The 17,535-nt window shown below is 36.0% G+C and carries 16 protein-coding genes and 1 other RNA gene; 10 read left to right on the top strand and 7 right to left on the bottom strand.

Annotated elements, in window-relative coordinates; genetic code table 11:
* Positions 1-3: 3 nt before the first annotated feature.
* From P278_RS08905 to P278_RS08895, 3 genes are all read right to left on the bottom strand, one after another.
* Entirely contained in the window at positions 4-618 is a 615-nt protein-coding gene (locus P278_RS08905; RefSeq protein ID WP_038265153.1) for an alpha-ketoglutarate-dependent dioxygenase AlkB family protein, read from the bottom strand.
* Positions 619-707: 89 nt separating this feature from the next.
* Complete coding sequence (locus P278_RS08900; protein WP_038265151.1) at positions 708-1,031, bottom strand: CCC motif membrane protein; 324 nt, start codon at positions 1,029-1,031, stop codon at positions 708-710.
* Between the two features lie 23 nt (positions 1,032-1,054).
* Positions 1,055-1,348, bottom strand: coding sequence for a DUF2752 domain-containing protein (locus P278_RS08895; RefSeq protein ID WP_038265148.1), 294 nt, complete (start codon positions 1,346-1,348; stop codon positions 1,055-1,057).
* A gap of 133 nt (positions 1,349-1,481) precedes the next feature.
* Here P278_RS08895 and P278_RS08890 point away from each other — a divergent pair, with 133 nt between their 5' ends.
* Complete coding sequence (locus tag P278_RS08890) at positions 1,482-2,027, top strand: Smr/MutS family protein (RefSeq protein ID WP_038265145.1); 546 nt, start codon at positions 1,482-1,484, stop codon at positions 2,025-2,027.
* Here P278_RS08890 and P278_RS08885 read toward each other — a convergent pair.
* Entirely contained in the window at positions 2,017-2,940 is a 924-nt protein-coding gene (locus P278_RS08885) for a hypothetical protein (protein ID WP_051413482.1), read from the bottom strand. The two genes, P278_RS08890 and P278_RS08885, sit on opposite strands and share 11 nt — an antisense overlap.
* A gap of 105 nt (positions 2,941-3,045) precedes the next feature.
* Here P278_RS08885 and P278_RS08880 point away from each other — a divergent pair, with 105 nt between their 5' ends.
* Positions 3,046-4,194, top strand: a complete 1,149-nt coding sequence (locus P278_RS08880; RefSeq protein WP_038265141.1) for a cysteine desulfurase family protein — start codon at positions 3,046-3,048, stop codon at positions 4,192-4,194.
* A gap of 412 nt (positions 4,195-4,606) precedes the next feature.
* Here P278_RS08880 and P278_RS08875 read toward each other — a convergent pair whose 3' ends face one another.
* The 3 genes from P278_RS08875 to P278_RS08865 all read right to left on the bottom strand — a co-directional run bounded on the left by P278_RS08875 (position 4,607) and on the right by P278_RS08865 (position 7,612).
* Positions 4,607-4,996 (bottom strand): DUF302 domain-containing protein, encoded by a 390-nt coding sequence (locus P278_RS08875; RefSeq protein WP_038265138.1) that lies wholly within the window; start codon positions 4,994-4,996, stop codon positions 4,607-4,609.
* A gap of 198 nt (positions 4,997-5,194) precedes the next feature.
* Positions 5,195-5,830: a hypothetical protein gene (locus P278_RS08870; protein ID WP_038265134.1), complete on the bottom strand. Its 636-nt coding sequence runs from the start codon at positions 5,828-5,830 to the stop codon at positions 5,195-5,197.
* Positions 5,831-5,923: 93 nt separating this feature from the next.
* On the bottom strand, positions 5,924-7,612 hold the full coding sequence (locus P278_RS08865) for a M23 family metallopeptidase (RefSeq protein ID WP_038265131.1): 1,689 nt from the start codon (positions 7,610-7,612) through the stop codon (positions 5,924-5,926).
* A 167-nt stretch (positions 7,613-7,779) separates the two neighbouring features.
* Here P278_RS08865 and P278_RS08860 point away from each other — a divergent pair, with 167 nt between their 5' ends.
* From P278_RS08860 to P278_RS08830, 8 genes are all read left to right on the top strand, one after another.
* A complete protein-coding gene (locus P278_RS08860; protein ID WP_038265128.1) occupies positions 7,780-8,070 on the top strand; it encodes a hypothetical protein in 291 nt (96 codons plus the stop codon).
* A gap of 13 nt (positions 8,071-8,083) precedes the next feature.
* Positions 8,084-8,377, top strand: coding sequence for a cell division protein ZapA (locus P278_RS08855; protein WP_038265125.1), 294 nt, complete (start codon positions 8,084-8,086; stop codon positions 8,375-8,377).
* A 61-nt stretch (positions 8,378-8,438) separates the two neighbouring features.
* A non-coding RNA gene (ssrS, locus tag P278_RS16420) (6S RNA) lies at positions 8,439-8,547 on the top strand.
* Positions 8,548-8,595: 48 nt separating this feature from the next.
* On the top strand, positions 8,596-10,161 hold the full coding sequence (gene rny / locus P278_RS08850; protein ID WP_038265122.1) for a ribonuclease Y: 1,566 nt from the start codon (positions 8,596-8,598) through the stop codon (positions 10,159-10,161).
* Between the two features lie 366 nt (positions 10,162-10,527).
* Positions 10,528-11,109 carry an RNA polymerase sigma-70 factor gene (locus P278_RS08845; RefSeq protein ID WP_161808355.1) on the top strand — a complete coding sequence of 194 codons (582 nt, stop codon included), beginning with the start codon at positions 10,528-10,530 and terminating at the stop codon, positions 11,107-11,109.
* A 65-nt stretch (positions 11,110-11,174) separates the two neighbouring features.
* Complete coding sequence (locus P278_RS08840) at positions 11,175-12,152, top strand: FecR family protein (RefSeq protein WP_038265120.1); 978 nt, start codon at positions 11,175-11,177, stop codon at positions 12,150-12,152.
* 170 nt (positions 12,153-12,322) lie between these two features.
* Positions 12,323-15,808, top strand: a complete 3,486-nt coding sequence (locus P278_RS08835; protein WP_161808354.1) for a TonB-dependent receptor — start codon at positions 12,323-12,325, stop codon at positions 15,806-15,808.
* 21 nt (positions 15,809-15,829) lie between these two features.
* Complete coding sequence (locus P278_RS08830; protein ID WP_038265552.1) at positions 15,830-17,461, top strand: RagB/SusD family nutrient uptake outer membrane protein; 1,632 nt, start codon at positions 15,830-15,832, stop codon at positions 17,459-17,461.
* Positions 17,462-17,535: the final 74 nt, after the last annotated feature.

Here is a 17,535-nt window from a genome sequence, read left to right as displayed (position 1 = left end):
GTATTACGGATGATCAATGATATTTCTAAACGTTAAATTTACTCTTGGTGTGAATTGTTTTTTAGTTGGAGGTAACCTGTGAAGCCAATGCTTTTGAGTAGTTCCTTTCATGAGCAATAGGCTTCCATGTTCTAGAATGATTGAAACTTTGTTGTTTTTTACTTTATGTTTAAATGAAAACCTCCTTTCTGCTCCAAAGCTTAACGAAGCGATAGCACCGTTCACTTTTAGTTCTTTTTCATTATCGCTATGCCAGGCCATTCCTTCACTACCATCATGATATAAGTTGGCGAGGCAGGAGTTATAGCTTTCACCTGTGATTTGTTCTGTTAGTTCTTTTATCTCCATCAAGACTTCATTCCAGGGGAGTGCTAATTTAGTGTTATTGGAGTAGGTGTATTTATATGTTCTATCCCCATACCAAGCTACTTTACGCTTTGTTTCTATTCGCTTTCCAAACATGACAACCAAATCGCGTTTCCAGGCAAGATGCTGGAGGAGCTTATCATAATACCTGTTTGCTTCGTCAAATGGGATGCAAACCCCATAATAATTTACGATGCCATCAAAGGGTAATATATTTTCTTTTTCATCCCTTATTTCAGAAAATAGATTCATGAATCGTATAATTTGTGAAATGCTTAATTCTAAAATACAATAAAAAAAGCCCATCTAAAAAGATGGGCTTAGAAACATTATTTTTGTTTTTATTGTAATTGTTCTAACTGTTCCATGTATTGTTCCATTAATTCTTCATACATACCAGTGGACTTGGCGTAGATGTAAAAAGCAATGGCTAAAACACTCAAGACGATACCGATTATGGACAAAACTCTTCCAGTTTTAAGTTGCCCGTAGTTCGAATAGTTTTCTGGGTTTTCCCGATAGAGTTTTTCGTCCTTTTTGGCCAAGAATAAGCCAATACCACCAAGAACTAATCCCGCAAAACCATTTGTACAGCAGCATCCTATAAAGGATAAAATTCCGAGTACAAGGACAATGGTTGCGTTAGGTAATTTAGTCTGTTCCATAAATTAAAGGTTTATTAAGGTTATTAGATGAATTTTAAAATATAATTAGTGATAATAATGATAGCATTTATAATGGCTAAGGGGATTATAAATTTGGAAAAGTCTTTCTTTTTAGCCAGAATGTCTAAACCAATAAGCATAAACATTAAAATTAAAGTGTAAATGGCAGGATACATTTTAAGAGCACCCAATAAATCACCTTCAAAAATTAATGAAACTGATCTTTGGATTCCGCATCCAGGACATTCAATGCCAAATAGTTTCTTGTTTAAACAAGGAAGCATGAATTCTTCAGATGCTAAAAATATTAAGTTCATTCCCTTAACAATAATGATATTAATCAGGCTAAAGTTACTACTTTAATAAGAAAATTAGGCATGAAGGATTACAAATATAGGAGAGATGTTTAAATTTGGGATTTGAAAACAGCTCTTAAATTAATAAGGTTTTATGAAGTTTGAAGTTGGTGATTTAGTGGAGGTATTGGATGACGCTATTAAAGGAAAAGTGATAGCCGTACAAAATGACAATATTACAATAGAGACGGACGAGGGATTTGAAATGAGTCTAAAGGCAGGTGAGCTCATAAAGTTGAGTGAAGATTCTTATACCGTTTCCAATATTGAGGCTTTTCGGGCTCTGAACGAAAAGGAAGTTCCAAAAAGGAAACCTGTGAGGGTAAATAAAAGAGAAAAGCAACAACCTCCCATGGAGGTAGATCTTCATATTCATCAATTAACTTCTTCTACCAAGGGACTTACCAATCACGATATGTTGACCCTGCAGTTGGAAACTGCCAAACGACAATTAGAATTTGCCATCAGGAAGCGCATTCAGCGCATTGTTTTCATTCATGGGGTAGGCGAAGGAGTTCTTCGTACGGAGTTAGCTTATTTATTTGGCAGGTATAATAATATCAGTTATTATGATGCTGATTACCAAAAATACGGATTAGGAGCTACAGAAGTTTATATCTTCCAGAACACTACGGATTAAATGGGGGTGTGAATTCATCTACTTTTTCCCAACTTCCTCCATAGGTGCCATACAAATAGTTATCTACATCAAACTTAATCTCCTGGTTTTGATTTTCTAATTTAAAACCGTCGATCAAACTAATTTGATTGGTATATCTAAAGGAATAATCGTGAGGTCTGTATTGATTAATAACATTTTCTATAGCTGACTCTGTGGTTAAATAGGCAGGTACTTCTTCACCGTTTATTAATACTACATCATTTCCAGGTGCTAAATCTCCGTTAGCATCCTCATTTCTTGTTAATACACCATCGCCATCGTCATCAGGATCTAAATAGTCAGGAGTGCCATCACCGTCAGTATCACGATATACATCACCTACTTTTACTGCTTCCGTACTTGTTAAAACATTATCACCATCATCATCAATATCCTTATAATCAGGAATACCGTCACCATCTGTGTCTGTTGATAATTCAGGATTTGAGACATCAAACCCTTCTTCTTCTGCACTTATTCCATCTTCGTCGTCTTCTTCAAGGGTATTCTGAATTTGTATAGTACCCGATGGGGCAGTCCATTCCTCAATAACCGTAGGTTCAATTGGGGGAATGGAGTTACAGAAATAATTTGATCCGGACACGCTGTTATTAAAAATTCGATAAACAACTCTGTTCGAAGTATTATTTATAGTGAATTCTTGAACTTGATCTGTGTTCGTTAAAATATCTTCATCAGTATCTATTTCTATGATCAAGGCTTCCTTGTTTTGATTTGCCAACTCATAAAAAACGTAATTGTTACATAATTGAACGGTTGAATCATCAAAATTTATGTCTTCTGTAATGAATTCGCCATCACTACAAGAGGTTATTACGATTCCTGTTAATATAGAAAAAATAGCAATGGCCAGAGGGAATCTAAGTGTCATAGTATAGTTGTTCAGAATTTTCATCAGCAACAAAAGTAACATTTTAAGGAATATTTATAACGTAATTGATTGCTAATAATTTTGTAATAATTAATTTTGGCCACTATGGAAAAGGTATATTTAGATAGTGCAGCAACCACTCAAGTGAGAGATGAAGTGATTGCTAAAATACAAGACTGTCTCGTTAACTGTTACGGGAATCCTTCTTCAACCCATAGTTTTGGAAGGGCAGCTAAGACTCGTGTAGAACAAGCACGAAAAACCATAGCCAAGCAACTAAATGCTAAACCGTCTGAAATTATTTTCACCTCTGGAGGAACAGAGGCAGATAATATGATTTTAAGATGTGCTGTAAGGGATTTAGGGATTCAAAAGCTGATTACTTCAAAAATAGAGCACCATGCTGTATTACATACTGCTGAGGAAATTGCCAGGGAGTATGGATTAATTTTACAGTTTGTTGAACTTGATGAAGAAGGTTCGCCAAGATTGGATCATTTAGAGGCGTTGCTTAAGGCAGATGATTCTAAGAAACTTGTGAGTTTGATGCATGTGAATAACGAAATCGGTAATATGATAGATATCGATGCGTTTGCTCAGGTGTGTAAAGATCATGGAGCGGTATTTCATTCAGACACAGTTCAATCTGTTGGTCATTGGGAATGGGATGTTCAGAAAACTCAGATTGATTTCTTAACGGCCGCGGCACACAAATTTCATGGGCCGAAAGGTGTTGGTTTTGCCTACATTAGAAAAGACTCAGGTTTGAGACCTTTTATTTTTGGTGGTGGTCAGGAGCGAGGTTCACGTGCAGGAACGGAATCTCTTCATAATATCGTTGGACTTGAAGAAGCTTTTACCCTGGCATATGAACATCTTGAGGAAGAGCGTAAATATGTTTCTGAATTAAAATCTCATTTTATTAAGAGGTTAAAGGAAGCATTGCCAGATGTTAAGTTTAATGGAAATTCAGCTGTTGAAGGTAAAAGTACCTATACTCTGGTGAATACCTGTTTACCTTTTTCAGCGGAGAAGGCGCAGCTATTATTGTTTCAATTAGACATGAAAGGGATAGCATGTTCTAAAGGAAGCGCTTGTCAGAGTGGTAGCAGTGCGGGCTCGCATGTACTTAGAGAAGTTCTTTCTGAAGAGGATCTACAAAAACCTTCGCTACGTTTTTCATTTTCTATGTTCAATACCAAAGAGGAGCTGGATTATGTTGTTGAGGTATTGAAAGAGTATGCGCATAGCTAGTCAATAAATTTAATAATATAAAAAATCGCAGAGCGAAGACGAATGTCTTCGCTTTTTGTTTTTAAGAGCGCTGGTGTTTTAGGGTGTTCCGTCAACCGGCTATGATGACCCTTTTAATTGATTTCAGGAGTCATGATGATCAAGAAGGGTATTATTAGCTGTTTTATCCATACACTATTCATACATTATCCATACTCTATCTATGCTTTATCCATACTTTAGCACCGGGCCTAGACATCTTTTGGTATGGGGTAACTGTAATGTATTTACTCTGAGGGATTCCTCTTCAAATGGACAAGGGAAGTATGATTTTCAGGCTTACGCAGAGACACCATGATTCGCATAGACAGGCGTAACTTTTGTTATTTAAAAGTGCTAACAGGCTAGAGGGGAATAGAAATTAGTTCTTGAGTTAAATTGATGAAATCGCTTTGATTAGTTTATTTTGAACCTCAGTGGCTATTTCTTCCAGCTTGTCATTTTTTACAGCACTCATTGATTCGATAGGGTTGACCACTGCAACTTCAATGTTTTTATTGTCTTGATCAATTATGATCACATTGCACGGAAGTAGTACCCCGATTTTATCTTCATTTTGAATGGCTTTATGAGCAAAATTTGGGTTGCAAGCCCCAAGGATTTTGTACTTTTTAAAATCAACGTCAAGTTTCTTTTTAAAAGTTTCTTTAACATCGATTTCAGTTAAAATTCCGAATCCTTCAATTTTTAATGCTTCTGTAACCAGGTCGATTACTTCATCGAATTCTTTTCCTTTTACGATGGTATTTGTGTAGTATCCCATAATCCAAATTTAAATTGTCAATTAAAAACAAGCTTGGTAAGGAATCGAGTGGGGGCACAATGATAGCTGATATCACTGTGGTGTAAAAGTATTAATAAATAGGCTATCAAATAAAGGATTTTAGATAAAGCCTAAAAATGTCCTGTGAACTACATCTGTATTTGATCTGGTTCATTAGGTATGAATAAAAAAAAGATTCTAATGTCTGTCGTAAGGGAACTTTCTGGCAGCTTTTTTCATCATCGTCTCAATAATAGCGATGGTGTTTTTACCAGATTTCCGTGTTATGGTATTTTCATATTTCCAGATAAGTTTACCTGTTGCTCCATCACTTACTTTGATTGCTATTTTGCCATAATCTGACTTTCCGGTAATAAAGGACATAAAATCATATGAAGTAGATACGCCTTCGGAAATAAGGGCACTTATTCTAAGATTACCATTGATAATACCATCTACCCCTAATATTTCAGCTAGTTCTTTAGTAGTGTAGATGTCGAGATTTTCATAGGTTATCCCGTTTTTTTCAAGAATTGCATTGGTGTTTTTTACGTTTTGGAAACTAACACTAAAGTTCTTTCGCTTTTTACGTTTTAGAAAATAAGTTTCTAATGCATTTTGCACGGCGTAGGCTTCTTTTTCTTTAAGGCTAGCTGACTCTTCTGGTGTTAAATCATCGAAGTCAGTTATTTCTAAAAGGGTATCAAAGGGCAAGATCGCAAGAACTTTGTGGTCTTTGCTCAGATTTTCAAAAGTAGCACTCTGATATATCGTTTTTTGAGCACACACCGTTGTAGAAATTACAAAAATAAATACGTAAAAAAATGTTTTCAAGAGTTCTATTGTTTTTAAAAGTCTGCAATTCAGGCAGCGAAGCTACTATATCTTTTTATTAAATCCTGTTAATTAGCTATTAAATTTTAGTCATCATTCTTTTCTGAAGAAGGTGCCCTCCAGTGTGGTGGAATTTCCGGCATTATCGGTAACTTCAATAACCAGTTCATGTTTTGTTCCTTCAAGTTTCAGGTCGCTGAAATCGTAGGTAAGCAAGTTTTTCTTGTATTCGTATTCTGTTAAAATCCATTTTCCATCAATACTTGCTTTATAGTCTTTTATTCCGCTAAGATCATCGTAGATTTTGATTTTCAGGTACCGATAATTGGAAAGCCATTGTCCTTCTTTAAAATTATGGGGAATGATTCTGGGTGCAAGGCTGTCTCTAACCACTTTAAATTTACCCAGGTTTCGTGTTCTTGTACTTAACGTATTGCCCTTTCGATAGGTTGTTTGGTAACCAGGCTGTCCATTTTTATCGAGATTTACGATAATTAAATCACTTTTATCTGCATCAGGATGATTGCTGATGTCAAAACTTAGGGTATATGTTTTTCGCACCGGAATCTGGTCATTGTGAATGGAGATAATGCCATTTTCTTCTTGTAAGTCAATAAAGAAGTTGTTGTAAAAGGTATTTTGAGGAAAGAAAGCTTTGGCTTGACCAATTTCATAGATATTATCTCTTCCGGCGATCAGGTAATGATCTGTTTGACTGTTTTCTGACTTATCTAAAACTTCCTGGTTTTTTCCTTCAATTGGTATCTTAATAAGGCTAATATTATTCTTGAAGTCTTTTACGGCTATTTCAACCATATAGTTCATTCCTTCTTTCACTTCGATGATGCCGTTATTAACCTTTTCATTGAAAATGCTTAACCTGGTATAAGGTTTTAAGAAGCATTGCTGTACTCTTTGTCCGTGAGTTGCATATCGCTCATAATCAATAAATGTATTGATATAGCGTGTTTCACTGAAAGAAAAGGTTTCGAAATCGTAACTGAAGTATGGGTTGCCATTAACTGTTAGATCGACGGCAAATACTCCATTCTTGTTATAGGTTTTATTTTGTCTGTCGTATGCGTTAAATCCAAACCCTATATTTCCGTGAGCACTTATTTTATCAGCTAAAAAACTACCATCCGGTTGTTTTGTGTAATTTAACTTGATAGGGTTGTTGGATTGATTGATGTTGCTTTTGTTGTCTAATGCATATCCGAAAAGTCCCAGGATTGTCGGTGGTTGATTATCTTCGACTTCCATTCCGAAATACATAGGGTTTATTGGCTTTTGTGAGGCGTCTCTTATTTCAAAGTGTAAATGTGGGCCTCCGCTACTACCTGAGTTACCACTATATCCAATTAATTCACCTTTATCTAATCTTAATTCTGAGGGTCTGGGAAAGGCTTCTACCTCATAAGATTGTTGGTTGTATTGAAGTTTTTTTACATAGGCTTCAATTTCGGGGGAGAATTTTTGCATATGCGCATAAACGGATGTGTAACCGTTAGGATGTTGTATGTATACCGCTTTACCATATCCATAATGTTGTATTTTTATTCTTGAAACATAACCTTCCCCAATAGCATGAACTGTTAATCCTTCTCGTCCCTGGGTTTTAATGTCTAATCCTGAATGAAAATGGTTGGATCGTAATTCTCCAAATGTCCCTGATAACAGGATGGGTATATCCAATGGGGACCTGAAGTAGCTTACAGGGTATTGGCGTTGGGCGAATAGAAATTGAGAAAATAATACAAATAGGGTAAGTGTTAAGCGCATAAGGTTTATTATTAGGCAGCTAATTTAATTAAATGGGTGAATTCAAAAAAAAACGAACGTGTTAAAACCTTATTTAGTTTATTTTAGTTAATAAAAAATTAGATTCTTATTGCGAAGTATCAACAGGTATGTTAACTTTGTAAAGTTGTGTATTGAAATTTGTGTGCATGAGTGAGCTTATCGAAATAGTTGATTCTCTTGAAAATAAGGTCAGTAAACTGCTCCATAAAATGGATGTTTTAAAGCAGGAAAATCAGTCTTTAAAAGAGGAATTGGCTATAGCAGAGAAATCGAAACACTCCCTTCAGAGAACCATAATTGAGTGGGAGGAAAAATATAATTCGCTCAAAGTCGCAAGTTCAATGCTTGGCAGTAATGAACATAAAACTGAAACGAAACTTAAAATAAATACTTTAATTCGGGAAATAGATCATTGTATTGCTCAGCTTTCCGAATAACGTTCTAAGCATAATGGATCAAAAACTTAAAATTAAGTTGACTATAGCAGACAGAGTGTATCCTCTAACGATAGATCCAAGCCAGGAAGAAGGTTTGAGAAAGGCTGCAAAGAATATAGAAGACTTAATTAAAAAGTTTGAAAAGAATTATGCCGTGCGTGACAAGCAAGATGTACTCGCCATGTGTGCATTACAATTTGCTTCTCAGCTGGAACAACAAAGTATCGATGAGGATAATGATAATGTTGAAGCTATAGATCGTTTAAAATCGCTAAATCAAATATTACTTCAGCATTTCAATTCATAAAAATGTTCTTTTAAATAAAAAGTATTGTTACTGCCTACATTGGAGATAATTTTTTTGACGAACTCAACACTATACAATTAAAAAAGGTGAGTTTCTGTTGTAAAAGCATGCCGTCCTAGTAACGGATCCTTGATCAGCGGGGTAGCCTTAAACCTGTTTTTCAGGAGTTTGTACAAAAACATTCCGATGTAGGCTTTTTTTTTAAACCAAAATTAAAGATGGATAGCACGTTAACACTCGCAATTATAGGCGTAGTAGGACTAGTATTAGGATTTGTAGTGGCAAAGATGATGGAGAAGAGCAATGCTTCAAAAACGCTAAGCAATGCTAAAAAAGAGGCAAATACTATTATTAAGGAAGCCACTACGGAAGGAGAAAGTATTAAAAAAGATAAAATACTTCAGGCCAAAGAAAAGTTTCTGGAATTAAAATCCGAGCATGAGAAAGTAATTATTTCCAAGGATAAAAAAATAGCAGAGGCGGAAAAGAGGGTCAGAGATAAAGAATCACAGGTGTCTAATGAGATCGCTAAGAATAAGAAGTTATCTGATGAGTTACAGCAGAAGTCAAATGATTATGATTACAGATTAAATCTTCTTGATAAAAGACAGGCTGAGGTAGAAAAGTTACATAAAAGTCAAGTAGAACAGCTAGAGGTAATCTCAGGTCTTTCTGCAGAGGATGCCAAGTCGCAATTAATGGAGTCTTTAAAATCAGAAGCTAAGAGCGATGCGATGACTTTCATTCAGAATACCATGGAGGAGGCGAAGCTTACTGCTCAGCAAGAGGCTAAAAAAATTGTTGTAAATACGATACAACGTGTTGGGACGGAAGAAGCAATAGAAAATTGTGTTTCTGTATTCAACCTTGAGTCTGATGATGTTAAGGGAAGAATTATCGGTAGAGAGGGAAGAAATATCCGAGCCTTAGAATCTGCCACCGGTGTTGAGATTATAGTGGATGATACACCAGAAGCCATAATCCTTTCTTGTTTTGATTCTGTTAGAAGAGAGGTGGCGAGATTATCATTGCACCGTTTGGTTACGGATGGACGTATACATCCTGCGAGAATTGAAGAAGTTGTTAATAAAGTATCTAAACAAATCGAAGAAGAAATTATAGAGGTTGGTAAACGTACTGTAATTGATCTTGGAATTCACGGATTGCATCCTGAATTAATCAAGGCCGTGGGTCGTATGAGATACCGTTCTTCTTATGGTCAAAACTTGTTGCAACACTCCAGAGAGGTTGCGAAGTTATGTGGTACTATGGCAGCGGAGCTTGGACTAAACCCTAAACTAGCGAAGAGAGCTGGTTTATTACACGACATAGGTAAGGTTCCGGAAAATGAAACTGAGGTGCCTCACGCTATTTTAGGTATGGAATGGGCTGAGAAATATGGAGAGAAACCTGACGTGTGTAATGCTATCGGAGCCCACCATGATGAGATCGAAATGAAATCATTGATAGCTCCTATTGTTCAGGTTTGTGATGCTATTAGCGGAGCAAGACCTGGTGCCAGAAGACAGATTTTAGATTCATATATTCAACGTTTAAAAGAACTGGAGGAGACGGCCTTTGCTTTTAACGGTGTTAAAAAGGCCTATGCAATACAAGCAGGTAGGGAATTAAGAGTTATTGTAGAGAGTGAGAAGGTGTCTGATGATAAAGCTGCAGAACTTTCGTTTGAAATATCTCAAAAGATTCAAACTGATATGACCTATCCAGGACAAGTAAAAGTAACGGTTATCAGAGAAACCAGAGCTGTGAATATAGCTAAATAACAAGAGGGTTTTTATTTATAACCATTAAAAAAATAACGGAAAAAGCATCGAATCATCGATGCTTTTTTTTTGTATGATATCTTTCCTATAACCTTTTTTGATATCAAAACAATGGCTGGATTTTAAGTGTCGAGCTATTTTTTAAATACAGCTTATCTAATAGTTGTTTATCAATGATTATTGGTTTGTGTATTTTCTTTATCAACCAGTAAGTAAATATTTTTTTAAAGCGATGGTGTACGTTAGTTGTTCGTATTGATATTGGTAGATTCGTTTGTAATAATTAAAAAATTTAGTTAAAAGAATAACAAATGCTAAGTATTTGGTATATTCGTGTGTACTTATTATGGTGCTAATAGGATCAGTGTGAGAAAAAGAATATTAGACATTAATAACCAAAACTTTATTAATTTACTCAAGGAAGGAGATATTGAAGCTCATGAACTTTTATATCGCCTATACTACGAGAGATTGCTGTATGTCGCTAATTCTTATCTCAATAATAAAGAAGACTCAGAGGAAATAATTAATGATGTATTTGTAAAGCTTTGGAAGCGAAAAAATAAGCTTTCTATTAAATCTTCTTTAAACGCTTATCTATACAGAATGACTAAAAACTTTTGTTTAGATCATTTGAGAAAGCATAAAAAAAGACTTTCCAAGACAGATAATACCTTGCAATTAGAGGCATTTGTGCATTTTGAGGCACTTTCTGATACTGCCTCAACGAAGTTTATTGAAGAAGAGTTAGGTCAACAAATTCAGTTAGCCATTGCAGCTCTGCCTGAAAAATGTCGTGAGGTTTTCACCAAGAGTAAAGTTCAGGGGTTACGATATAAAGAAATATCAGAAGAATTAGATATTTCAATCAAAACTGTAGAAAATCACATGTCTAAAGCTCTTAAGCATATGCGACTTTATTTAAGAGAGTATATGCCTTTTCTTTAAAAAAATTAATTAGCAATAGGGGTAAATTATTATTTGTACGTCTTATGGGTAAAAAGACGTATCAAATGCATAACAAGCTATTGGATCGATTTATTAAAGGAGCTGTCACAGAGGATGAACGAAAAAGTGTATTAGAGTGGCTCCGTCAACATCCAGATAATCAAAAGAAATTCAACAGGCTGAAGGCCTCACATGTTGCTTCAGGAATAGATAAAACTGAAACACTATCTGCTTTTCAGGCTGAAGGTAGTGGTTTCAAGCAACGATTAGAGCAGCTAGATAAGAAAAAAAGCAATCGCTCCGTAGCATTAAGAGCCATGGCCATAGTTATTCCAATTGTTATTTCGTTTATGGTTTTTCAGCTGGGCGGTAATGAATTGTCTTCTGATCCCGCTTCCATTGTTAAGGAACAAACCGTGGTAGGAGAGAAGAAGGAAATTATATTACCGGACGGTTCAAAAGTAATATTAAATTCAGATAGCCATATCAGGTATCCTGATCAATTTCGAGGGGATAAAAGGTTAGTCTATCTGGAGGGGGAGGCTTTGTTTGACGTAACACATGATGAGACTAAGCCATTTATTGTGAAAACAAATGGTATTGATATTAAGGTATTGGGAACTTCCTTCAATGTGAAGTCTTATGAGGAAGATGAAAATATTGAAACTACCTTGATTACGGGGAAAGTTGAAATTTTGGAAGAAGATCAAGAGGAGTCAATCTTTTTAAAACCATCACAAAAAGCCACCTTTAATAAGGTATCTACAGAATTAGTTGTTGCAGAAGTTAAATCAGATGAGATTATAGCATGGCAGAAGGGGGTGTTGGTGTTTAATGAGACGCCTATGAAGCAAGTAATTTCAGATCTGGAAAGGAAGTATGATGTGGTTTTTGAAATTGGTTCACCATCACTTTTGGAATATAAATATACTGGTACATTTAATAACCTGACTATAGAAGAAGTCGTTAAACTTTTAAAATATTCTTCTCCGGTCAATTATGATATGAAAGGCAACCAAATACTATTATCTATGGAAAAATAAACTTAAAACTAACTTAAAAACTATTAAACTATTAAACAAAAAAGAGCGTGCTCCACACACGCTCCAATTTTAACGATTCCTTAAAAAAGTTAAAAACCATTAAACTATGTAAAATTATGAAAAAAAACAGTTCCATTGGATCTTTATCCAAAATCCCAATCATTAGGATTATGAAAATATATACAGTCCTTCTGTGTTTTACTATGGTGAAGATTTTTGCATTAGATGCTAATGCCCAAAATATCTCTTTAGACCTTAAAAATGCGGAATTAAAGAATGTTCTTCTTGAGATTGAAAGCAAAAGTGAATTCAATTTCTTTTATAACAATAGCCTTATAGATGTTTCAAAAAAAGTGTCTGTAAGAGCAAATAATGAAAATATAAATAATGTTTTAAAAGCTATTCTGAGTAATACAGAAATAGATTTTAGGGTAATAAAAAAGCATGTAGTGCTATTCCCTAAAAATCAAAAATCTGCTTATAAGGAACTCAAAAACTTATTAAGAGAAGAAGAAGAGGAGCGAAATAAAACGTCTATGATAGCAACCGCTTCTTCCAGGGATTTACAAGAGGCATTTGCTTCTATTATTCAGGAAACGGTTAGTGGTACCGTTGTAGATGAAGATGGAATTCCATTACCAGGTGTAGCTGTTCTGATTAAAGGAACCTCCACTGGGACACAAACAGATTTTGATGGTAAATATTCTATAGAAGCAAGTGTAGGGGAAACACTTGTATTTTCATATGTAGGTCAGAAGACTGTTGAACGAGCTGTGGGATCTTCCCGTGTTATTAATGTTCAAATGGTTACAGATGCTCAAGCTCTTGAAGAGGTTATTGTTACTGCTTATGGTCAAACCACCAAGGAAGCTTTTACGGGATCTGCTGATGTTGTAGGTTCTGAGGATTTAGCATTACGTGTGGCCACTTCACCTATTTCTGCAATTGAAGGTACTGCAACGGGTGTTCAGGTGATATCTGCATCTGGTCAACCAGGCTCTTCTCCGGAAATTATTATTAGAGGTGTGGGAACCTTGAATGGATCAACAGATCCACTTTATATAGTTGACGGGATTCAGTTTGAGGGAGGATTGAATAGTATTAATCAGGATGATATTGAGTCTATGACCATTCTAAAAGATGCGGCATCGACTTCATTATATGGATCCAGGGCTGCAAATGGTGTTGTTTTAATTACAACGAAGACAGGGAAGAAAGGATCGCCAGCAAGAATTAACGTAACCTCTCAGTATGGTATTGTGACCAAGGCTGTTGAGGAATATAAGGCAGTTAATCCGGGTCAATATTATGAATTGATGTGGGAAGCGTACAAGAATTCCTTAAGTGGTGCTGATGCTGCGACTGAGGCGTCTGCTACTATTTTTAACCGTCTTGGGTATAATCCTTTTAATGTGCCCAATGATCAAATTGTTGGAACTGATGGGCGTTTAAACCCAAATGCAAGTGTTATATACAAGGGATTAAGCTGGTATGACGCTTTAGAGCGGACTGGTCAAAGGATAAATCACTCTATGAGTGTTACTGGTGGTGGAGAAGACCATCAGGTGTTTTTTTCAGCCTCTTATTTGAAAGAAGATGGTTATGTGATCGAAAGTGATTATGACCGAATTACGTCTCGTTTAAATGGAGATTTCGATCTTACGGACTGGTTGTCTGTTGGAGGTAGCGTTAACTTATCATTATCAAACTCACATGGTCCGACGGGGGTTGGAGAGAGTAGCATTGTGAATCCGTTCAACTGGGCAAAAGATGTAGGTTCTATTTATCCGGTTTATGTAGTTGATAACGATGGGAACTTTGCGTTGAATGCTGCAGGTGAACGTCAGTTTGATTATGGTGAAGGATATCCGGAATTTGGCATACAGTCAAGACCTTATAGTCCGGGTCGTCATGGTATTGCTGAAGCAATATTTAATGAAGAGCTTACTAAAATTAATAATTATGGATTCAGATACTATGCAGAATTCACTTTATTGGAAGGCTTAAATCTAAAATTTAATTACGGTCAGGATATTCAGGATTACATAAATAAGAGTTATGAAAATAATATCGTAGGTGATGGAGCTCCAACCGGAAGGTACGGTGAAACGCGCTTTAGAAGAACTGTTGAGAACTTCAACCAAATTTTAACCTACAATAATACATTCAATGATGTTCATAATTTGGATGTTACCCTGGGTCATGAGAGTTTTGACAGAAACTATTCGGAAAATGATGGTTTAGCGACAACTCAGACTGCCGAGGGGATATATGAGTTTGATAACTTTTCGACGCCTGTTAGGTTAGGAGGTTATAGTTCAGATAAAAGAACTGAGGGGTATTTTGCCAGAGTGAATTATAACTTTGACAATAGGTATTATTTAAGTGCATCTGCAAGGAGAGACGGTTCTTCTGTATTTAATTCGGATGTTCGCTGGGGTAATTTTTATTCTATAGGCGGATCCTGGAGAATTGACCAGGAGAGTTTCATGGATAATGTTTCATTTATTGACCGTTTGAAATTAAGAGCGTCATATGGGGAAGTAGGTAATGATAACTTACTAGATTTTTACATATCTCAACCTAGGTATTCTCTTACCTCTAATGCTGGAGACCCTGCTATTTACTGGTCTGATTTGGGTAATAATGCACTTACATGGGAAACAGTAGAGAGTTGGGATATTGCGTTAGAATTTGGATTGTTTAATAACTTCCTTGATGGTTCAGTCGAATACTATAAGAAAAATTCTTCTGATTTACTTTACAATTTGCCGATTGCATTGTCGAATGGTTTGGATGAAAAACCGGATAATATAGGAACCATGTTTAATGAAGGGTTTGAAGTTGCTCTTACAGGACATTTAATTGACAATGGTGATGTTAAATGGGATTTAACACTACAGGCTTCGACCTTAAACAATGAAATTACTGATCTTCCTGCACCATTTGTAAATGGATCTAAACGTTGGGATGTGGGACGTTCACGATATGATTTTTATATCTATGATTACGCTGGTGTTGATCCGGATAATGGAGATGCTTTGTATTATATGTATGAAGGGGATATTAATGCCGGAGAAAGACAGGCTGTTTTGAATCCTGATGGAACTCATGCCACGACTAATGATTGGGATGATGCCGGTAGAGCATATGTAGGAGAGAGTTCGATTCCTGATTTAATTGGATCTGTTCAAAATAGATTTAGCTATAAAGGGTTGGCTTTTGATTTTATGTTTACTTTTTCACAAGGTGGAAAAATCTTAGATAATGGTTATGCTGCGATGATGCATACTGGAGACTATGGAGAGTCGTTACATGAGGATGCCTTGAATGCATGGAGAGCACCTGGGGATGTAACCAGTGTTCCAAGGTTAGAAAATGGGAACTCAAATCAAGTTCAAACACAATCTACTCGATTTTTAACAGATGCTTCTTATATAGCACTGAAAAATGTGAATCTTTCCTATACGCTGGATGATGACGTATCTGAAAGATTAGGGGTTTCAAATTTAAGATTCTTTTTAGCGGGTGAAAATTTATTCATCAAAAGTGAAAGAACCGGATTGAACCCACAGTATAACCTAGCAGGTACAGGATCAGGGAATGATTACAATCCTTCAAGAGTTGTTTCCCTTGGTATTAATGTATCTTTCTAATATCTATTAAAAATGAAAAATATGTTACGAAAAATTAATATAATATTGATGTCATTTTTAATGATGACCTTAACCGGATGTTCAGAAGATTTTCTGGAAACCAAACCGACAGATGCTATTTCTGCAGGTGATGCATTGGCATCACCGGCGAATATGAAATTAATCTTAAATGGATTACACCGATATATGTATGCTCAGACCGGTTCCTTACCGGGAGGATCTAATACATTTGCGGGGGAGCATTATTTTATTCCGATGTTTGATGTGATACCAGGGGTGTTGATTCACTCGGCTCCGGCTAATGGCTGGCATCAAGCTGAATTACGTTGGATAGCACATACGGTTCCAACTGATGCAATGAATGAACAACTTTGGTTTCAGCGTTATCATTTTATTGCAAGCTGTAATTCGATAATTAAAAAGGTAGCCGATGATAATTTGGTTATTGATGAAGATATGAGTGAGATACTTGGGCAGGCATATGCCTACAGGGCATGGGCTTATCTTAAGCTGGTAACCTCATTCGGTAAAGGTTATTTAATAGGAAACCCTTCAACAGATCCTGGAGTTCCTTTATTGTTTTCTACGGAGGCACCCTATGAGAGTCAGCCCAGATCAACTGTTCAAGAAGTGTATGATCAGATAGAGCAAGATATAAATCAATCCATTGCATATTTCCAGAATGCAACTGCTCGTCCTACTGGTGATCCGAAGCATAAGTCTCAAATTAATATTAATGCGGCTTATGGAATAAAAGCGCGTATGGCCTTATCTAAGGGAGATTGGCAAACAGCTGCTGACGCTGCTGTAATGGCAAGAGATGGGTTCCCATTGATGGATGAAGCTGATTGGTTGTCTGGTTTCAATACCAATAATTTATCGGAGGTTATCTGGGGAGGAAATGTTATTCAAACAGAGACTACATTTTTCCGTTCCTATTTTTATTTAGTATCACCTACCTTTAATGGAAGTCAGAACAGGGGTAATCCAAAGCTTTTTAATAAAGAAATATACGAGCTGATACCTGATACCGATTATCGTAAGAAAAGTGTGTTACCATTAGCTCCTAATACAAATTCTTCGGCTTCTAATGGCGAGGGAGGAAGTTTTGAAACTGATCCAAATTACGATAATGAGGCTGATTTTGAAGCTGCGTATGATGAGATTATTGCTACCTATGGGATGACAGACAGGCATAATACACATCCATATATGCATGTTAAGTTCTTACAAAAGAATCCAGGAACTATTGATCCTGATGATGTAATATATATGCGTTCTTCGGAGATGTATTTAATAGAGGCAGAAGCTAAAGCTATGATGAACGACATTACAGGGGCTCAAGATGCTTTAGGGATGCTTGCGGGAGCAAGAGACTCTGCTTTTGATAAAACGGCATATGGTACCCAACAAGCGTTAATGGACCAAATTAAATTTCAGTGGTATGTAGAGCTTTATGGTGAAGGTTTTGGTTATACCAATCATATTCGATGGGATGAAGGTATAGATCATACCAATTCTGGTGCCTCTGAGGTTTTATATCAAAATGGTTTTATGCAAGGAAGACCTTCAGTTAATGATGAATGGATCTTTAAAATTCCACAGGCGGAAATAGATGCAAATCCAAATTTAACAGAAGCGGATCAGAATTAATTTTAAGAAGTATTTATTTAGAAAGAAAATGGGGTATTAAACAATACTCCCTTTTTCTTTTTGTACGGTTAGCT

The sequence above is a fragment of the Zhouia amylolytica AD3 genome, assembly GCF_000511935.2.
GTDB classification, from domain to species: Bacteria; Bacteroidota; Bacteroidia; order Flavobacteriales; family Flavobacteriaceae; genus Zhouia; species Zhouia amylolytica.
This window is presented reverse-complemented; position numbering and strand designations above follow the sequence as displayed.